Source organism: Bacillus sp. LH1 (genome assembly GCF_057924895.1).
Map to the genome: position 1 here is coordinate 2,665,317 of NZ_CM175007.1, position 17,091 is coordinate 2,682,407.

Below are 17,091 nucleotides of genomic sequence, written 5' to 3' on the forward strand. Positions count from 1 at the left end.
TTTTTTATTTATCATAAAAACAAAATATTGCATACTTACATATTGTGTGTAAAAAGTATTTGACATGACACTTTTCCAATTTTATACTTATATTTGTAAAGAGTTTTTTACAATCGAGGGGGCAATTATTTATTGAATACTAAAAAAACTATTTTTATAATCATTGTTTTAGCATTAATTGCAATACTAGTACATGGCACATATAAATACATAACTGAAGGTTCTATTTTAGGTGGTACGATTTTTGCTATTTCGTTAATACTTAGTAATTTAATTAATCACATTACTTGGGGAGATCCCCACGGTGTGTCAGAAGAAAGTCAAGATGAGATGGGACAACAAATTACATATAAAAGCTTTAAAATTGCGTATTTTGTGCTTGTAGTTGTAATGTTCCTTTTATTAATCTTCTCCGAAGGATTTTCTATGGGGGCTAATTTAGATGGAGTAAAAAACCTCCCCCTGTTCATCGCAATTTGCTCTTCATTCTTTATTTATCCTATTGTCGAACTCATAGTTGCAAAACAATATAAGTAAAAAGATGAGGTTTTCTACATGTAGAAAACCTCATCTTTTTATATTTACATAATCTCTACAATTGCTTTTAATTTATTCACAGTCCGCCAATTCCTAACTGTAGCTGGTGTATGTAACTTCTGAAACTGGTTCATTAATTTAGAATTTCGAATGCTATTTTTGAAAAATAAATAAACGACCTTCTCATCTATATAGCAATCTTCAAGTTCACTTTTAAATGTAAGCAATTGACTACTCTCTTCTTCAGAAAGTACATTAGCTAAAAAAGCAATATGAACACTTTCTCCTTCTAACAATGAATGAACTTCATATGGACATTGTTTAATAATATTTATAAATTCATCATGTGTTCTTAGCATGACTGGAACATCGAAATCAAATTCTTTTTTTATTTCAGATTGTATTTGGTCCTTTAGAAAGTTTATACCTTCCTCAGATTCGAACACAATATTACCACTTTGTATATATGTTTTCACTTGTTTTAACCCTATTGATTCAAACACTCGTTTTAAATCAGCCATTTTGATTACTTTATGGCCACCGACATTGATTCCTCTTAGTAATGCAATATAAAATGTCATATTATCCCCCCCACAGTAAAATGAACTTATCAATTGAATCGGTTTTCCCACTCATATTTCTCGGATATTTGTTTTAATTCTTCTAACATATCATGAATAGATAATGCCTCAAATAAAATAATAGATTCACTTGAAAAATGGTGATGATAATGATTTGGTTTATAATCTTTTAAATCATTTTTATAACTCCAAAATTGCTTGTCTAATTCAGCAATAAGTTTGAAATGTTCCTCATCAATTTCATTACAACGGTTTCTCAATATAGCAATTATAGAATGAATTGTTCGTTGTAATATTTCTCTTTCACTTTGTGACCAGTCACAAGTCTCAATTGATACCCGAGCTAAATTATCTATATGGTAAATGATTTGCTGTAATATATGAAGTTGCTTCTGCATCGTTAAAAAGCTTCTCATTTCCTTCTTTGTATGTTGATGATATTTCCAATCTTTCTGCTCATATTGAACAAATTGTATCGCCTTATGCAATAATAAAGTCAATTTAGATAAATCCTGAGCAGTCTCCTTTTTCACACCTTTTCCTGCAACTAATGCAGTAATCCATTCTTCCATAATATTTGCTGTTTTAGCAAATAGATCCTCTGTACATCCAAAAATCATTTTCGTGTAGTGGGGTGGAAAAATGAAAAAATTCACTAAAGTAGATACTATAATACCAGTAGATGTAGTAGCTAAACGAATTAAAAATGCAGTAAAATAATGATTTGCCGTAATTGGAATCATTGCTACGGCAGTTAAAGTTGCAACTAAAGTTCCCGCATGTAACCTTAGTTTTTGACATGTAACGATCGTAAACATTGCAGCTAATGCATAAGAAATTGCTTGGTGGCCTAGGAAAAATGTGAAAGTCATGGCATATGCCGATCCAATTGTTGAGGCCGGAAAGCGAATAAGTCCTTTTTTTATTGAGTCTGTTGCAGTTGGTTCAATTGTAACAATTGCTGTTATTACAGCAAAAATAGTTGGGATGTTAAAAAAATCACAAACTAACACTGTAAGAAAAACTGCAATCCCAGTTTTAATCACTCTTCCTCCAACGATATTCCATTTTCTATCTTGATTCATTTTTTATATCCTTCATTCCTGTTTCATTTTATATACATATATTATATATTGTTAAAATAAAAAAACCTACTACTTGAATATTCAAGAGTAAGTTTTCTATCTCATTATTTCATTATAGGTAAATGCATTATTATTTGTTGGCCAATTGGTCCCATTCTTCTAAAACCTTTATCTTGGAAACCAACTTTTGCATATAAATTTTGTGCAGGAATATTTCTTTCATTCACAGCAAGTACAACTTCATTTTTTATTGGAAAATAACGTTTTACAAACTCTTCTAATAATAACAATGACTTTTTAGCGAATCCTTTTCTTTGTCTATTGTGATTAATAGAAAATGACGTTAAAAGTAAAGCATCCTCATTATCTGTGAACTCCTTTACTCTATCTCCCGTTTCCAATGCGAAAAGACCCACCGGTACCCCATTGTGATCTAAAATAACAATCACATTTTTTGTATAATCACTTTTTGCTTTCTCCAGTAATGCGCTTGGATCTGATGTAAACTGAACTTGTTCACTTGGTAAAGTAAATGTTTGTATAACTTCTTTATATTTCTCCTTATACGGAGCTAATTGAATTTCCCCTGTGTGTATGTTCATGCTAAACTCTCCCATTTTTCAGCTTATTAACTTATACCTTGCTGTGCTTTTGAATGCACTCTTCCATCTAAAAAGGTAATTTCAACAAATGAATTTGGATCGTTCCCTTTCCAAGCAAAAATTTGTTTAATTTGTGTAGAATGCTCTACCCCTTCTTCTATAAGTAAATCTCCTTCAAAACCAATTAAATCTTTCACTTCTGTATAAGTCATTCCTTCATTTATACTCGAGAAATGATTTATATTGATAGACTCTTTCTGTTCCCTTTCCATCACAGTAGAAGAAGTTGCTGTTTGGTTTTTCACTTCTTTTCTCTGTTCACACGCTGTCATACTGAAACCTAAGCATAAACTAAACAATATACATGCGCTTTTTTTCATCATAACAGTTGTCCCTCCCATGATAATTAAACCATATATTCCCTTAAAAATAAACTGAATATTTAATATTATATTTAAAAACCTCGTACAATTAAGTACGAGGCTAATTTCATTTATTCAAATGATTATTTGATTGATCATCCTGTTCTTTTCTTAACTCTTGTTCTTCATCTTTTGGTAATTGTTTATCATTATCTTTAATTGGATTCGTTTCTCTATTTTCTATCATATCATTTGGAACTTGTGGCATTACTCGGCCCACAATAGCGGCTAATTCATCTAGTATACCTTCACCTGTTTTTCCTTTTTTAATTTGCTTTCCGATTTGTTTGAGGCGTTCATACGTATCAACATCTGCTACAACGACTGCATTAGCACCGTCAGGGTCATTTTTTAAACTTTCTGCAACAGAGTATTTAATTGATTCAACTCGAGTTCGATCAAGTTTTGCTTTTACATCAATACCTACAATAGCATATTTTCCAACAACGACCGCTGTTGCATCATTCACACCTGGCACACTTGCTGCTAAAGATGCTAAATGATCTGCTGCTTTTTCATTTGGCTTATTTGATTTATTCGTATAATTAACATTTTTCATTGAAACATTTTTTTGTTCCGGCTTTTCGTTTGGATTGTCTTTTTTTCCAATACTGCATCCAGTTATAACGAAGCAAAGCATCAATATATATATTAGAGTTTTCATTATTTTCACCACTTCACTATTAAGGTTTAATCATAAATTTTTTCAACAGCTTGCATTTTCTTTACCTTTTCCTCGGCCCCGCTATTAGCATTAATGAATATTTGGTACGTATCTTTTCCTAAAGTGCCTACAAATTCATAGCAAAGCACTTCATTATGCAAATCATTGACTACTAAAGCTTTACGTTCTTCCATGACTTTTACATCCGGATTGATTTTCTTTCTTGCTTCTGCTGCAGTTAGCTTTGCCGATGGAACTGTTCGCTTTTGATGTGACGCTAAATATTCTTTTGCGGAGAACCCAACGATAGAACCATCATCTAAAGCAATTTTCATTTGGATTGCTTCTGGATAAATTCGTACTCCATTTTCATTTACTACATACGTAAATACACCAACATTATCATATTGAGAGCTATCATAAAGCTCCATATTATTAAACTTATGGTCCTTTAAAAATTTCAAACCTTTACTACCTGCATCGTTTAAACTAACTTTCTGTTCTTTAATTTCGCGGTTATTCATAACCCAAATTGGATATCCGCCTTTTCCGGTAATATCCATATAGAACTCATTGTTCGTTGCTTCATCTTTAATTTTCACACTATAGAAGGATTCTTTCGCACCTTTTCCGCTTTTCTCAACATCTACTTTTTCATTTCCTTTTAAATTCAAAAACGATTTGGCAATTTTCGCCGCTTCATCTCTAGAAATTGCCTTTCCTTCCGCTTCAAATCCACCTTTTTTATTTTTTTGCGCACTTGTAAAGGTCGGTCCGAAGTTTGTAGAAGAATATGATGTTACGTTTTTCTCTACAGTTTTCAATCCATCAATAATTGTGTTATCTGCTGGATCGCGATTTGATGCAAGTGCCATTTCTACATCCATCCAGCGTAAATTATTTTTCAAAACAAGATGTTGTACTTTTCTTAGTTCATCTTGTATATTTCCTGCATTTGAATATAAAGTTTGTAGCGTTTTATATTCTTGCTCATTTAACGGCTCTTTTTCTAAATCACGAATGGCTGCACGGTAACTGAAATCACCGATATTCGCTAAAAATTCTTCCGTTTTATTAAATGGCATTAATGTTAAAGGTAGTTGTCCTACATCTGAGCGAGCTTCAGATGTTAAACGCCATACATCCGCTAATGCAGGTGATAAAGATGATCGTGAATTCATCGCAAGTGTTGTGCCAATTTTATCGTGTAATAAATCGACTTCGTATGCTAAATCATGGAATGCACGTTGATAGCTATTTTCCGCTCGAATTAAAACCGCATTTTTCTCTTGGTGCTCTTTATAGCCCCAATAGCCTGTTCCTACTACACCGACTGTTAATAATACAATGATAATACCTCGTAACATTGTCCCACCTCCGCTCTATTTACAGAAAATATGTTTACCGATTTTTTTAATTTGTGGACGAGTCCAAATCCATTTACTAGTCGCAGTATCTGGATTGAAATAATATAAAGCATTTCCTGTTGGATCCCATCCGTTAATCGCATCTAAAACTGCTTTTTTTGCTGTTTCATTTGGTGTTAAATATATTTGTCCATCGGCTACCGCTGTAAATGCTCTAGGTTCAAAGATTACACCTGAAACAGTATTTGGGAATGACGCACTTGTAACACGGTTCAAAATAACAGCAGCTACTGCAACTTGTCCTAAATATGGTTCACCGCGTGATTCTCCGTATACTGCGTTTGCCATAAGCTGAATATCATTTTGAGAATAACCATTCGGAACATTTGTCCCTTTATTTTGAGGTGGTTTATTCTCTTGTGCAGTGCCACCACTATTTCCTTTATTCGTTGTCGTCCCTTTATTAGCAGTTGACTTGTCATACTTCGTTGCTTTCACGAGCATTTGCTTCGTTTTAGCTCCAGCTAAACCATCAACGGGTAATCCAAATTTCTCTTGAAAATTCCGAAGTGCCCAATATGTACCCCATCCGAAAACACCATCTACTTTTCCCGTATAAAATCCGTTATATTTTAAACGAGATTGCAGTTCAATGACATCTTCGCCCGATGCTCCTCTTTGAATGACTTGATTAGAAAATGCTTCTACATTCTTTAGTTGTATACTACTGACCATTAAAGACAGTCCTATGAACGCAAGTAAAACCGCTATTTTAAAAATAGCTTTTTGGCGCATAATTTTCCCTCCTTAATTATGTAAATGATTTCTTGGTTATGTTTTGTAAAAGCCTCGCTTTTATGTAAAGAAGACAAAAAAATCCAAACTAATATCGTAGAAAGAAAATGTAAACAATATAAAAAAAGGATAAAAGGAGTTCATCATGAAGAATTTGTTAAAGCGTGTCGCACTCGTCCTTCTGTTCCTAACAACATGTTCAAATGTATATACAGGCTCATCAATTGTTCATGCGCAGCCGCCGTATGCAAAATGGGGTAAGCTTGCTGTAGAGAAAACGAAAGAAAAGTACCCAAAAGCAGAGATTATTGATTACCTTCATATAGGTAGAAAACCAAAAACCGTTCAAATAACAGTTGAAAAATTCAAATTGTGGCTACGTGAAGACGGAAAAGAATATGGTGTTTTTGTTGATGTGGAATTTGAAACGAAGACGGAGAAATTTATTAAAATGTCGTTTCAGAAGATGAGTAGATAAAATGAAAGAAACCCGGCTATTTAGATTCATAACAGCCGGGTTTCTTTCATTTCTAAAATTCTTTTCTAAAATATCGATTCCCTAAAAATCTTACCAATATACAAATAGTGCCAATTACAACTGCTATCCCTATACTGTATAAAAGTACTCTACCATATCCACCTATTCTCGGATCTAAAAATGGATAAGGATACCAATTCACGATTGGACCACGAATTAAGCTATATACAACGTAAAAAAACGGGAATAAGAGCCAACTTGAAGCTTGTTTCCAAGTGATTTTCTTATTTGGTGGATTTAATATCCAATCTAAAAGCATAGCAATTGGCATGATATAATGTAACACCGTATTTACCCATGGTATTGCCGTTTGAAGTGATTCTTCTAACCCTCTTAATAATAAAAAATAAATGAGTCCAGTCGTAAGTATGTATACCGTTGCTGCACCACGAAGTATACCAAACTGTTCTGATCGACCAAATGTAGCTGTTCCGATACTACTTAAAAGGAGAATACATGCAACTAAAATGTTACTTTCGATCGTGAAGAAACTAAAAAAGTTAACTGGATTGAACGGTTTCACTTGTGCCCGTATTATAAATTGCGTAATGATTGCACTAAATGCTAGAAGGCTTAAACATAGTCTAAATAAAGATAAAATTTTTTCATCTTTCATACATTCCCTCCTTTTCTTATATATAATTAGAATTTCCCTGTACATGCTCAATAAATAAATTTAACGGAACGAGCCCACGTTTTGGCATATGACTACTTATAATAGATACTACTTCTAATTGAGGAATGATAACGATGTATTGTCCGCCGTATCCCATAGCGAAATATATACAATACGGTATGTGAAATCTTTCATTATGTAATACCCACCAGTGATATCCATATGCGCCGACATGTTCATATGTTTCAAATTGCGCCCTACTTGACTCTTCTAACCATTTCGCTGATACAATTTCTTTTTCATTCCAATATCCATTTTGCAAACATAATTTTCCTAATTTTAATAAATCGGTAGATTTCATTTTCATACCGAAGCCACCTACATATATACCCTGCGGATCTTGTTGCCACTCGTATTCGTTAATTTTTAATGGATCAAATAAATATTTCTTTGCAAACCGCTCTGTCGACATTCCAGTAGCTTCTTGAATAATATAGCTCAGTAAATGAGAAGAACCTGAATTATAATTCATTTTTGTAGCAGGTTCTTCAATTATTGGCTTTTCTAATATGTACTGTACCCAGTTCTCTGATTCTACAAAGTCATTTGGGAATACTACTCCATTCCCAAACTCTTTCCAGTCCTCACCAGTAGTCATTGTTAATAAGTGATATAGCGTTAAATCATGTTTTTCCCCAGGTACATTTTCAATCCACTCTGTAATTGATGTATGTATATCATTTATATAGCCCTTATCAATTGCAATACCAATTAATAAAGATACGATACTTTTTGTAATCGAATTTATTTTATATAAGTTATTTGCACATTCGGGTGTTTTATAATACTCCGTTGTTAATTCCCCTTTTTGATAAACAAGAAATGTATTCACTTTTTTCTTTTCGAATTTATTTTCTAGTTGCTTGAAATCCAAAAACTTTACCTCCATTTAAATAGTTACTCCATTTATTATATCTTGTTCCTTCATTTTAAACATAATTGCGCTCAAATAAAAATAAACCTGTCAGCTATAATGAACTGACAGGTTTATTTTTATAATTTCGTACGAACATTCCAAAGCTCTGGGAAGAATTGTTGATCAAGTACTCGCTTTAAATAAGAAACACCGGAGGATCCACCTGTACCCATTTTATGTCCAATAATTCTTTCTACTGTTTTCATATGACGGAAACGCCATTGTTGTAGCCAGTCTTCAATATCAATCAATTTTTCAGCAAGCTGATATAAATTCCAATATTTTTTCACATCCGCATACACTTCAAGCCATGCCGCTTCTACTGTTGCATCTTCTTCATAAGGCTGCGTAATATCACGGTTTAATACATCTTTATGAATAGGGAATCCTTCTTTTACTAATGCTTGAATCGCGACATCATATAGACTTGGTGCATGTAGCGCTTTATGAAGTCGTGCATGTAATTCTGGATCCTTTTCATAAATTTTTAATGCGTGTGGCGTTTTATAGCCAAGTGCATACTCAATCATACGATATTGATACGATTGAAAACCTGAAGCTTGACCGAGTGAATCACGAAACTCAATATATTCTGATGGTGTTAATGTCGCAAGAATATCCCAAGATTGAATAATTTGAGACTGAATTTTTGATACACGTGCTAACATTTTAAAAGCTGGTTGTAATTTATCTTGTTTAATAGATTCAATCGCCGCATTTAGCTCATGTAAAATGAGCTTCATCCAAAGCTCACTTGCTTGGTGAATAACGATAAATAACATTTCATCATGATGGTCCGATAATCTTTTTTGAGAAGATAGTAAACTATCTAATTGTAAATACTCCCCATACGTCATATTCTCTTTAAAATCCGTATGAATCCCTTTTTCCATAATTACTTTTTCATTTTCTTTCATATTAGCCAAACGCCCCTTTTATATGATTCTACTTATATTGGTCTAATAACGGCTCGAACTGGACTTCCATCTGCATCAGTTAATGCAAGTGGTAATGCAATAAGTTCATAATCACCGTCTGCTACGTGATCTAGTACGACATTTTCTAAAATATGAATTCCATGTTTAAATAATTGATGATGCGCTGCTAATTCTTTATCATCTAGCGGATCAACTGATGGTACATCTACTCCGATTAAACGAATACCTTTCTCTGAAAGAAACGACGCTATGTCTGCACGTAAATGAGGGATCACCTCTGGAAATTCTTCAGCTTTCCCATGTGAAGATGTACGTAATAATAATCGTTCTACACCTTCTAAATGAAAGCTTTCTAATTCCTTTTTCCCGATGCTTTCAAGATTAGAAACGTCAATAATCCGTGCTGGGCCAACATAAACTTGAACATCTAAATCCAATACTTTCTTTCCATCATTATCAAAATGAAATGGTGCATCAATATGAGTGCCTGTATGAATACTCATCGTTAACTTTCCGACATTTACTGAGCCACTTTCTTCTTTTGACCATGAAACTTCATACGAGAACGGTGTGTCTCCTGGCCACGTTGCAATATTATTATTTAGCGGTTGTGAAATATCAATCCACTCTGATGTTTTCATATTTATGCCACAACCTCTCGCTTATTTTCAAACTGCTTATACTCTTCATTTTTCATAATTTTCTTTAATATTTGTACAGATTTCCACACTTCTTCGTATGTGTTATATAAAGCGACCGGCGCAAGTCTCACCCCATTTGGCGCTCTAAAATCTGGAATTACTCCATTTGCTTTTAGTGCTTTACATATACGTGCTGCTTCTGCATGCTCTAAATAAATGTGCCCGCCTCGTTTTTCATCCTCTAATGGATTTCCAATTGTAAATTCGAAATCTTTTAATTCATGTCCAATTAAATTCAGCATGTATCTCGTAATATGTAAAGATTTCTCACGTAAACGTTCAATACCAGCATCTTTGAAAATTTCAAGTGAACCAATTAATGGTGCTGTACTTAAAACGTGCGGTGTACCAATTTGATAAGCACCTGCATGATCAGCAGCTGTTAATGTATGCTCCATATCAAACTGCTTATCTTTTCTAGAACTAAACCATCCAGACAACCCTGGCAGTCTATTAAAATGTTTATTATTCACATAAATTCCTGCAACGCCACCCGGTCCTGCATTTAAATATTTATAATTGCACCAAACAGCAAAATCGACATCCCAATCTTTGAAATGATGCGGAATAGATCCTATTGAATGGCATAAATCAAATCCGATATGAATGCCGCGTTTATGAGCTTCCGTTGTTAAACGTTTCATATCAAGAATTTGACCACTTCTATATAAAACAGAAGGTAATAAAATTAAAGCGATATCATCTTCCATCGCATGGATAATATCTTCTTCAGAAAGTGTTCTACCATCTCGGCTTTTCACTCTTACTAAATGCTCCTCTGGATCTAATCCTTTTAAACGAATTTGACTTTGAAGTGCATAAATATCTGATGGGAAAGTTAATTCATCCGCAAGTATTTTTGTACGTATTCCTTTTGGTTCGTAAAACGTCGCAATAACTTGGTGTATATTTGTAGTTGTAGAACCGGTTACAATAGTTTCTTCCGGTAAAGCACCAATAAGAGGGGCTGTAAGTTTACCTAATTTCTCTGAAAGGAAAAACCACGGGTGCTCACCTTCTGTCCAGCCGTCAATGCCATAATCTTTCCACGAATCTAGCAACGTAAGTAATGATTTCTCTGCTCTTTTTGAAAGTAGCCCTAATGAGTTTCCATCTAAATATATAGTACCTTCTTTTTTATAGAATTCAGTTTGAAAATCTTTCAGTTCATCATGTTTATCACATTCAAGCGCATACTCATAAGTTGGTTGAAATGGTTCTTTATACATGGTGTCACCTTCTCTTAATTTTCTTTTTATTCTAACTAATTGAAATATATCACCTTAATTGATACAACGTCAATGATATTATGTCAGTTGACTTTATATATGAACTTCTTTTACAATACAGTTATATTTTCAGATATTTCAGTATAAAGAGGTGATTCTTTGAAAAACCCTACTCTTTCATCAAGAAAACACCGCTCCTTAGAAACGAAGAAGAAACTATTACACTCTGGTTACACTATTTTTATAAATAATGGATTTCAAAAAACGACAATTACACAAATTATTAAACATGCAGAAACTGGTTACGGAACAGCATATGTATACTTCAAAAACAAAGATGATCTCCTAATTAGTTTAATGGAAGATGTTATGAATCGTTTTTATAATATCGCTGAGCGCTCTTTTTCTCCACAAACAAAAGAGGAAGCACGTATAATGATCCAAAATCAAGTTAGAGCATTCCTGCAATTAGCAGATGAAGAACGCGCTATTTTGCAAGTTGTAGAGGAAGCGATAGGATTATCAAGAGAAATACGGCAAAAATGGGATGAGATTCGGGAACGTTTTATAACAAGTATTAAACAGGATATTACTCACTCTCAAGAAAGTGGATTAGCACAACCTAATTTAAATAAAGAGATTGTAGCACGCAGTTGGTTCGCGATGAATGAATCGTTTCTTTGGACTATTACGCAAAATGATAAAAAGATTAACTTAGAGGAAATTGTGTATACGTTAACGGAGATGTATACGACCGGGTTATATAAATAGCACACCTTCAATAAGGAAGGTGTGTTATTTTACATCTATAAAAATATATTATCTGGGTATGGTAGCGCTAAAGTAGGCTTTTCAGAAAATGAGAAATATTGTAGTTTTAAAGATTCACCATCTATCGATTTCAGTTTTCCACTAGTAATTTCACATTCAAACACAACAACAATATATTCTACTTGATCGCCATTCGGATATATATGACGGAACCTTTCCCCTCCAAATACCCCTTTTTGTTTTTTTACTCGTACTTTCAATCCTGTTTCTTCCCATACTTCCCGAATTACTGCTTCTTCTGGAGTTTCCCCAGGTTCAATCGCTCCAGCTGGCAAACTCCAGTATTCCCCGCCAGGATATTGAAACAAAATATCTCCCTGCCCATTCTTTATAACAGCAGCTACACTCGGTATTAGAATTAGTTCATGGCCTAATTGCTCACGGATTTTTTTATAATATAGCGACATCGACATATAATTCTCTCCCACTCCAATAATAAACAACTGTATTTTCTGACACCTATTGTATAATAATACCAATAGCAATTTCTATATAGAAAGGATAAGAAAATTACTCCCCTTTATATCTGCTACACTAGATAATTTATACAGTTCTAAACCTCGCGTTTTCCATTCTTGTGAATCTTGTTTAATTATCTTTTTAAAATATTTTAGTAGTGGCCATAAAGCATACTCCTTATGATCTACATAACTAACAACATCCCATTTTAACTTTTCATTAATTTCACTCATAAGTTCGGGTATTACTACTTCACCATATTTTTTAAAACATTCATGAGTTTCTTCGTAATTTTAAAATAAAGTTTGATTAAAAATATCGTGTTAACCCGTATTCTATGGTAAATAAAAAGAATCCATTTTGAAAAAGATTGATCAAAATGGATTCTTATCCAGCAGGTTTATGTTTTGGTTTTATAAAAAAGTTTGATCATTTTCTATCAATGAAAACAATTAATTGACTATTTTTATTATGAAAAGGTCGGAGCAGGAAATTCATCAATTTTGATACGAAGTAAACTATAAGGTTTCTGTCGTAAGTCTTTTCCATAATGAAATCTAGGCTGTCGATGTAATTGGTTCACAATGACATACAAATATTGATCCGGACCAATTGAAAAAGTATCCGGCCACAAAATTCTCGGATCATGTGCGATAGTTTCCAATATGCCATTTGGCAATATCTTACGGATACTGTTGTTTTCATAATCTCCAGCATAAACAGTTCCCTTTGCATCAGTGATCATTCCATCAGACGCACCTTTTTCTCCCCAATACTCCACATGATAAGGTAAATTCATGTCCGGTATCGTTCTGTTTCTCAGGGCTTCTGTTGAGATCGAGAACAAATGCCGACTGGTTAGTGGAGCAAAAAATAATATCTTTCCATCGGGAGAAATCGCAAGACTATCAGACGCCAACCTAAATGGAGAAGTTGAACCGTCTTTGTTTCGATTCATTAAAATTTGACCTTCTACTTTCGGTAAAAAATAGGGATCGGGTGAAGTTGAATTTGCTCCATTTAACCGTCTAAACGCGTTTCCATTTGATAAATCTACGACGATAATAGCTCCTGGTCCTCTCGAAGAAGAATCCGTTATATAGGCATAACCTGCTTTTCCAACACGAAAATCAAAACGGACATCATTCAGATAAGTTGTAGGCAGGACAATATCTTCTGTAAAGGTATATACTTTTCTTATTGTATTGGTTTCTAAATCAACAGCGACTAATTTTGCTCCCCCTTTAATAGGTTCAGAAAAATTGGGTGCCGCTGTATCTAATATCCAAAGCGTTCCCCTTCCATCAGCAACTACACTTTGGACACTGATGAAAGTCATTGGGATATTCTCGGGGTTAGCCAAATTGGTTTGTAAATTAGGATAAGGCTGCAATTTATCCTCAAAAATTTCCGCCACCGTAAATTTAACATCGTCTCCCCATTTCGGAAAGCAAATGAAAATACGACCGGTTTCTGAAACAGTAACACCTGTAGGCATAGCCCCATAAAATGCATAAACTAGTTCTAAATTACCGAAATATTTTTCACTAGGTAACATAGGTTTCATAATATCCTCCTCAAGCGTTCAAACGGGATATCTCCTATATATGATTTATATTTTTTCTAGTGCATGTTTCTTAATAAGTTTTTCTATACGAAAAGATGATTGAATTGATTGTTTTCGAAATTTAATAAGTCTGTCAGAAGAAAGGAAGCATTTTAATTTAAAGGTCTCCAGATGAAGTAGAATTCAATTAGCAGGTAGCGAAGTTCAATATTCCCGAATCAACGTTAAGCTGGTATAAAAAATGGGGAAATTTCCCCATTTAAATTTGTGAAAAAATGTACTTAAGCTAAACTGCCCGTTAGTTTAAGTGTAACACTTCACAAACAATATTTTGAGTATTCTTATTATTCCTGTTTCCTCAACAATCTGGCCCTTTAATTGAACAATACAACTGAAATTTAAGGGGCAAAAGAAAAACCTTATATTAATACAGGGTTTTATCAATCTTTTTTATAAATTATCAAACTTTATTTTAAATCAATACCACACTTTATTCCATGTTCCATGAGTGACTAACGGGGGCTTTGAACAATAAAATAAAGGTGAGTACATATTAGTCATGTATAATATGCGCTCACCTTTATTTTTTTAGGATTTTTAGCTTTTAGGTCTTGATAATAATTTTTAGTGGTTTTATTAACAATTTATATTTAGTAAATGTGCTTTTCATGAATTTGATATAAGTCAAAAGAATTTCCTGTCCAATATAACTACGTATGTTAGCCCACTTCTTCTTTATCCAGTCTACTGACAATTCCAACTATAAATTTATATTCAACCCTCCTCTTCTTATCTTTCTTAAACCCCTCTTTCGTATCAAAAATAAAACAAGTTTTCCGAAACCAAATACGTATGTATAAAGACTCAAAATAAATAGGTTTTATAATTCCTCGTTCTTCAAATTCAGTTCCATCTTTATTTTCAGTTTCCGTTCGAACGAACCACCTATTCCCGATTCCAATTTCAATGTACTTCACACACTAACCCCCATTAGGAAATTTCCCTTCTAACAATTCTATTATTTCCCCGGTAAGCGCACATTCCGACAGAACATGAGCCCACAAAGAAAAAGTAGATTACAAAAATCTACTTTATAACTTATATTTTTGCATTCGTTTATAAAATGTACTACGGGGTACATCTAATAGTTTTGCAGCTAATGAAACATTTCCGTTTGTCTTTTGTAATGCTTCAATCATGCTATCACGCTGTATTTTTTCGCGAAAATTCAATGTATGTTCGGTTTTATTTTCAACTTGTAACTCAAGTTGTTGTTGATTTCCCATCATTGTTTGTATCAAAAAAGCGACTTGTTTTTCGCATATTTCCCGTCCTTGCGACAAAATGTAAATGCGTTCTAATGCATTTACTAGTTCTCGAATATTTCCGGGCCATGTATGTTGTAAAAATTGATTACAAATACTCTTCGGAAATACAACATTCCAATTCTTCCGTTCGCAAAAGTGTTGTATAAAATATGGAATATCCTCTTTTCTTTCTATTAACGATGGAACATATAGTGGATAAACATGTAAACGATAATATAAATCTTGACGGAATTTCCCTTCTTCTACTAACCTTAGTAAATCTTTATGTGTGGCAGTAATAATACGAATATTTACTGGTACCTCTTTTGAACTTCCTATTGGAGTTATTGTGCGTTCTTGTAAAACACGCAATAAGGCTACTTGCATCTCTGGTGGTACTTCACCAATTTCATCTAAAAATAATGTTCCTCCATTCGCTTGTTCAAATTTCCCTTTATACCCTTGACGTCGCGCACCTGTAAACGCACCTTCAGCATAACCGAACAATTCACTTTCCATTAATTCTTTAGGCAAAGAACCACAATTAACAGCTATAAAGGGCCCGTCTTTTCTTGGACTATTTTCATGAATCGCTCTCGCGACATATTCCTTTCCTACTCCTGTCTCACCACATACATACACACTAGCATCAGTCGGTGAAACAAGCTTAATTTCTTCTAGTGTGTGTTGAAATGCTTTGCTTGTCCCGGTAACTCCTGGAAAAGTAATTCCTTTTATAAATGTGAAAGCAGAATATGTATTCATTTGTTTGTTTTCCTTTAAATACATACATTTCCCGATCATTCTTTCATTACTATATACCGGTATCTCTAATTTAGTTTCCAATCCATGGTGCACTAAATCTTCAAGTTTCATTCTTGACCAATTAGTTACTCGTTCCCGAACGCTCTTACTCGCAGAAACGATAACATCACGATGATTACAAATAACTACTTGTTCATCACTATCAATGACATCTAAAAAACGATGGATTAAGTGTAATTCATTTTGATGAACTCTTATGCTACATTCACGTTCAATCGCATGTGCAATTGAAGTTACCATACCGAGCATATATGGATGTGAAAATTCAATTGGACAGGAGAAATCTAGAATACCAATTAATTTCCCGTCATCGTTATGAATGGGAGCAGCCGCACAACTCCAGCTATGAGATGCCACGGAGTAATGTTCAGTACCACTTATCATAATAGCTTCTTCAATTTCTAGCGCTGTTCCTATTGCGTTTGTCCCCACAGTTGCTTCCGTCCATTTTACACCTTCAATAAAATTAATATGTTTCGCTCGCTTTAACGTTTGTTTATTTCCACTTAAGGATAGAACATAACCATCTGGATCGATTAATAATGCCATCATTTGTAGTTCATCAATGGTTTTTCTCAAATTTTGTATTTGGGGTAATGCTATATCAAGGAAAATTTCACTCTTTTTCTTTTGTTCTCGAAAAATATTAGAAGACAAAACTTTCTGACCTTTATTCATGTGAGGATTAACATTAGCCTGTTTACATCGATGCCACGATTCTGAAATTCTTTGATTTATGCGATTTGAATCAAGAACACCTTCATTAACAAACTTTTTCCATGCATGTAAGTAAAACGGTGAAGCTAACATTGTATCATCTCCCTTTTAATTGTTTTGGAGATTTATAAAACATACTTTTATTATAAAACTGAATAAAAGCGTTTTCAATACAACTAGCAATACGACACAAATATGTTAATAATTTGAATATCCTAATGCACTTCTTTATTCTTTTTTAGTAGCACTATATTTTGTATAATGGACGCAAACAAAATACATAACCAAAACCACTTTTGTGGATTACCATTTATAAAGAAAACAATCACGGCTA

The 17,091-nt window shown here is 33.6% G+C and carries 19 protein-coding genes; 3 read left to right on the plus strand and 16 right to left on the minus strand.

All coding sequences use genetic code 11. The features are described 5' to 3' along the window. Positions 1-132: 132 nt before the first annotated feature. Positions 133-537, plus strand: coding sequence for a hypothetical protein (locus tag ACX9TM_RS13770; protein WP_001093141.1), 405 nt, complete (start codon positions 133-135; stop codon positions 535-537). 44 nt (positions 538-581) lie between these two features. Here the strand turns inward: ACX9TM_RS13770 and ACX9TM_RS13775 are convergent, their stop codons facing one another. The 7 genes from ACX9TM_RS13775 to sleB all read right to left on the minus strand — a co-directional run bounded on the left by ACX9TM_RS13775 (position 582) and on the right by sleB (position 6,053). Next, positions 582-1,118, minus strand: a complete 537-nt coding sequence (locus ACX9TM_RS13775) for a DUF1697 domain-containing protein (RefSeq protein WP_000145144.1) — start codon at positions 1,116-1,118, stop codon at positions 582-584. A 29-nt stretch (positions 1,119-1,147) separates the two neighbouring features. Continuing rightward, a complete protein-coding gene (locus ACX9TM_RS13780; RefSeq protein WP_065382481.1) occupies positions 1,148-2,203 on the minus strand; it encodes an aromatic acid exporter family protein in 1,056 nt (351 codons plus the stop codon). Between the two features lie 104 nt (positions 2,204-2,307). Beyond that, complete coding sequence (locus ACX9TM_RS13785; RefSeq protein ID WP_002025890.1) at positions 2,308-2,820, minus strand: GNAT family N-acetyltransferase; 513 nt, start codon at positions 2,818-2,820, stop codon at positions 2,308-2,310. 11 nt (positions 2,821-2,831) lie between these two features. Next, positions 2,832-3,188 carry a hypothetical protein gene (locus ACX9TM_RS13790; protein ID WP_065382480.1) on the minus strand — a complete coding sequence of 119 codons (357 nt, stop codon included), beginning with the start codon at positions 3,186-3,188 and terminating at the stop codon, positions 2,832-2,834. A gap of 106 nt (positions 3,189-3,294) precedes the next feature. Beyond that, positions 3,295-3,891 carry a YhcN/YlaJ family sporulation lipoprotein gene (locus tag ACX9TM_RS13795; protein ID WP_000854053.1) on the minus strand — a complete coding sequence of 199 codons (597 nt, stop codon included), beginning with the start codon at positions 3,889-3,891 and terminating at the stop codon, positions 3,295-3,297. A gap of 26 nt (positions 3,892-3,917) precedes the next feature. Beyond that, positions 3,918-5,258, minus strand: a complete 1,341-nt coding sequence (gene ypeB / locus ACX9TM_RS13800) for a germination protein YpeB (protein ID WP_000943732.1) — start codon at positions 5,256-5,258, stop codon at positions 3,918-3,920. A gap of 15 nt (positions 5,259-5,273) precedes the next feature. After that, positions 5,274-6,053 carry a spore cortex-lytic enzyme gene (gene sleB, locus ACX9TM_RS13805; protein ID WP_001249053.1) on the minus strand — a complete coding sequence of 260 codons (780 nt, stop codon included), beginning with the start codon at positions 6,051-6,053 and terminating at the stop codon, positions 5,274-5,276. A gap of 145 nt (positions 6,054-6,198) precedes the next feature. Here sleB and ACX9TM_RS13810 point away from each other — a divergent pair, with 145 nt between their 5' ends. Continuing rightward, on the plus strand, positions 6,199-6,531 hold the full coding sequence (locus tag ACX9TM_RS13810; RefSeq protein ID WP_000793370.1) for a YqzG/YhdC family protein: 333 nt from the start codon (positions 6,199-6,201) through the stop codon (positions 6,529-6,531). A 52-nt stretch (positions 6,532-6,583) separates the two neighbouring features. Here ACX9TM_RS13810 and ACX9TM_RS13815 read toward each other — a convergent pair whose 3' ends face one another. The 5 genes from ACX9TM_RS13815 to kynU form a co-directional block, all read right to left on the minus strand. Continuing rightward, a complete protein-coding gene (locus ACX9TM_RS13815) occupies positions 6,584-7,207 on the minus strand; it encodes a Pr6Pr family membrane protein (protein ID WP_000650955.1) in 624 nt (207 codons plus the stop codon). A 16-nt stretch (positions 7,208-7,223) separates the two neighbouring features. Further along, positions 7,224-8,141, minus strand: coding sequence for a serine hydrolase domain-containing protein (locus tag ACX9TM_RS13820; RefSeq protein ID WP_000346250.1), 918 nt, complete (start codon positions 8,139-8,141; stop codon positions 7,224-7,226). A 119-nt stretch (positions 8,142-8,260) separates the two neighbouring features. Next, positions 8,261-9,100 carry a tryptophan 2,3-dioxygenase gene (kynA, locus tag ACX9TM_RS13825; RefSeq protein WP_000661957.1) on the minus strand — a complete coding sequence of 280 codons (840 nt, stop codon included), beginning with the start codon at positions 9,098-9,100 and terminating at the stop codon, positions 8,261-8,263. Positions 9,101-9,132: 32 nt separating this feature from the next. Further along, positions 9,133-9,762: an arylformamidase gene (kynB, locus tag ACX9TM_RS13830; protein WP_000858074.1), complete on the minus strand. Its 630-nt coding sequence runs from the start codon at positions 9,760-9,762 to the stop codon at positions 9,133-9,135. A 2-nt stretch (positions 9,763-9,764) separates the two neighbouring features. Continuing rightward, positions 9,765-11,051 (minus strand): kynureninase, encoded by a 1,287-nt coding sequence (gene kynU, locus ACX9TM_RS13835; protein ID WP_016124697.1) that lies wholly within the window; start codon positions 11,049-11,051, stop codon positions 9,765-9,767. Between the two features lie 159 nt (positions 11,052-11,210). On the opposite strand from kynU, the gene ACX9TM_RS13840 reads away from it, so the two are divergent. Next, complete coding sequence (locus tag ACX9TM_RS13840; protein WP_000795497.1) at positions 11,211-11,822, plus strand: TetR/AcrR family transcriptional regulator; 612 nt, start codon at positions 11,211-11,213, stop codon at positions 11,820-11,822. Between the two features lie 35 nt (positions 11,823-11,857). Here the strand turns inward: ACX9TM_RS13840 and ACX9TM_RS13845 are convergent, their stop codons facing one another. From ACX9TM_RS13845 to ACX9TM_RS13860, 4 genes are all read right to left on the minus strand, one after another. After that, positions 11,858-12,295, minus strand: coding sequence for an NUDIX hydrolase (locus ACX9TM_RS13845; RefSeq protein WP_000062936.1), 438 nt, complete (start codon positions 12,293-12,295; stop codon positions 11,858-11,860). A gap of 515 nt (positions 12,296-12,810) precedes the next feature. Beyond that, a complete protein-coding gene (locus ACX9TM_RS13850) occupies positions 12,811-13,908 on the minus strand; it encodes an L-dopachrome tautomerase-related protein (protein ID WP_072770048.1) in 1,098 nt (365 codons plus the stop codon). A gap of 719 nt (positions 13,909-14,627) precedes the next feature. Then, positions 14,628-14,885, minus strand: coding sequence for a DUF3977 family protein (locus tag ACX9TM_RS13855; RefSeq protein WP_000873841.1), 258 nt, complete (start codon positions 14,883-14,885; stop codon positions 14,628-14,630). Between the two features lie 114 nt (positions 14,886-14,999). After that, positions 15,000-16,850: a sigma-54-dependent Fis family transcriptional regulator gene (locus ACX9TM_RS13860; protein ID WP_072770047.1), complete on the minus strand. Its 1,851-nt coding sequence runs from the start codon at positions 16,848-16,850 to the stop codon at positions 15,000-15,002. Positions 16,851-17,091 lie beyond the last annotated feature (241 nt).

What these genes read in the sequence shown, in the direction of transcription:
- ACX9TM_RS13775 (WP_000145144.1), bottom strand. Translation starts at nt 1,118, where the DNA reads ATGACATTTTATATTGCATTACTAAGAGGAATCAATGTCGGTGGCCAT.
- ACX9TM_RS13780 (WP_065382481.1), bottom strand. Translation starts at nt 2,203, where the DNA reads ATGAATCAAGATAGAAAATGGAATATCGTTGGAGGAAGAGTGATTAAA.
- ACX9TM_RS13785 (WP_002025890.1), bottom strand. Translation starts at nt 2,820, where the DNA reads ATGGGAGAGTTTAGCATGAACATACACACAGGGGAAATTCAATTAGCT.
- ACX9TM_RS13790 (WP_065382480.1), bottom strand. Translation starts at nt 3,188, where the DNA reads ATGATGAAAAAAAGCGCATGTATATTGTTTAGTTTATGCTTAGGTTTC.
- ACX9TM_RS13795 (WP_000854053.1), bottom strand. Translation starts at nt 3,891, where the DNA reads ATGAAAACTCTAATATATATATTGATGCTTTGCTTCGTTATAACTGGA.
- ypeB (WP_000943732.1), bottom strand. Translation starts at nt 5,258, where the DNA reads ATGTTACGAGGTATTATCATTGTATTATTAACAGTCGGTGTAGTAGGA.
- sleB (WP_001249053.1), bottom strand. Translation starts at nt 6,053, where the DNA reads ATGCGCCAAAAAGCTATTTTTAAAATAGCGGTTTTACTTGCGTTCATA.
- ACX9TM_RS13810 (WP_000793370.1), top strand. Translation starts at nt 6,199, where the DNA reads ATGAAGAATTTGTTAAAGCGTGTCGCACTCGTCCTTCTGTTCCTAACA.
- ACX9TM_RS13815 (WP_000650955.1), bottom strand. Translation starts at nt 7,207, where the DNA reads ATGAAAGATGAAAAAATTTTATCTTTATTTAGACTATGTTTAAGCCTT.
- kynA (WP_000661957.1), bottom strand. Translation starts at nt 9,100, where the DNA reads ATGAAAGAAAATGAAAAAGTAATTATGGAAAAAGGGATTCATACGGAT.
- kynB (WP_000858074.1), bottom strand. Translation starts at nt 9,762, where the DNA reads ATGAAAACATCAGAGTGGATTGATATTTCACAACCGCTAAATAATAAT.
- kynU (WP_016124697.1), bottom strand. Translation starts at nt 11,051, where the DNA reads ATGTATAAAGAACCATTTCAACCAACTTATGAGTATGCGCTTGAATGT.
- ACX9TM_RS13845 (WP_000062936.1), bottom strand. Translation starts at nt 12,295, where the DNA reads ATGTCGATGTCGCTATATTATAAAAAAATCCGTGAGCAATTAGGCCAT.
- ACX9TM_RS13850 (WP_072770048.1), bottom strand. Translation starts at nt 13,908, where the DNA reads ATGAAACCTATGTTACCTAGTGAAAAATATTTCGGTAATTTAGAACTA.
- ACX9TM_RS13860 (WP_072770047.1), bottom strand. Translation starts at nt 16,850, where the DNA reads ATGTTAGCTTCACCGTTTTACTTACATGCATGGAAAAAGTTTGTTAAT.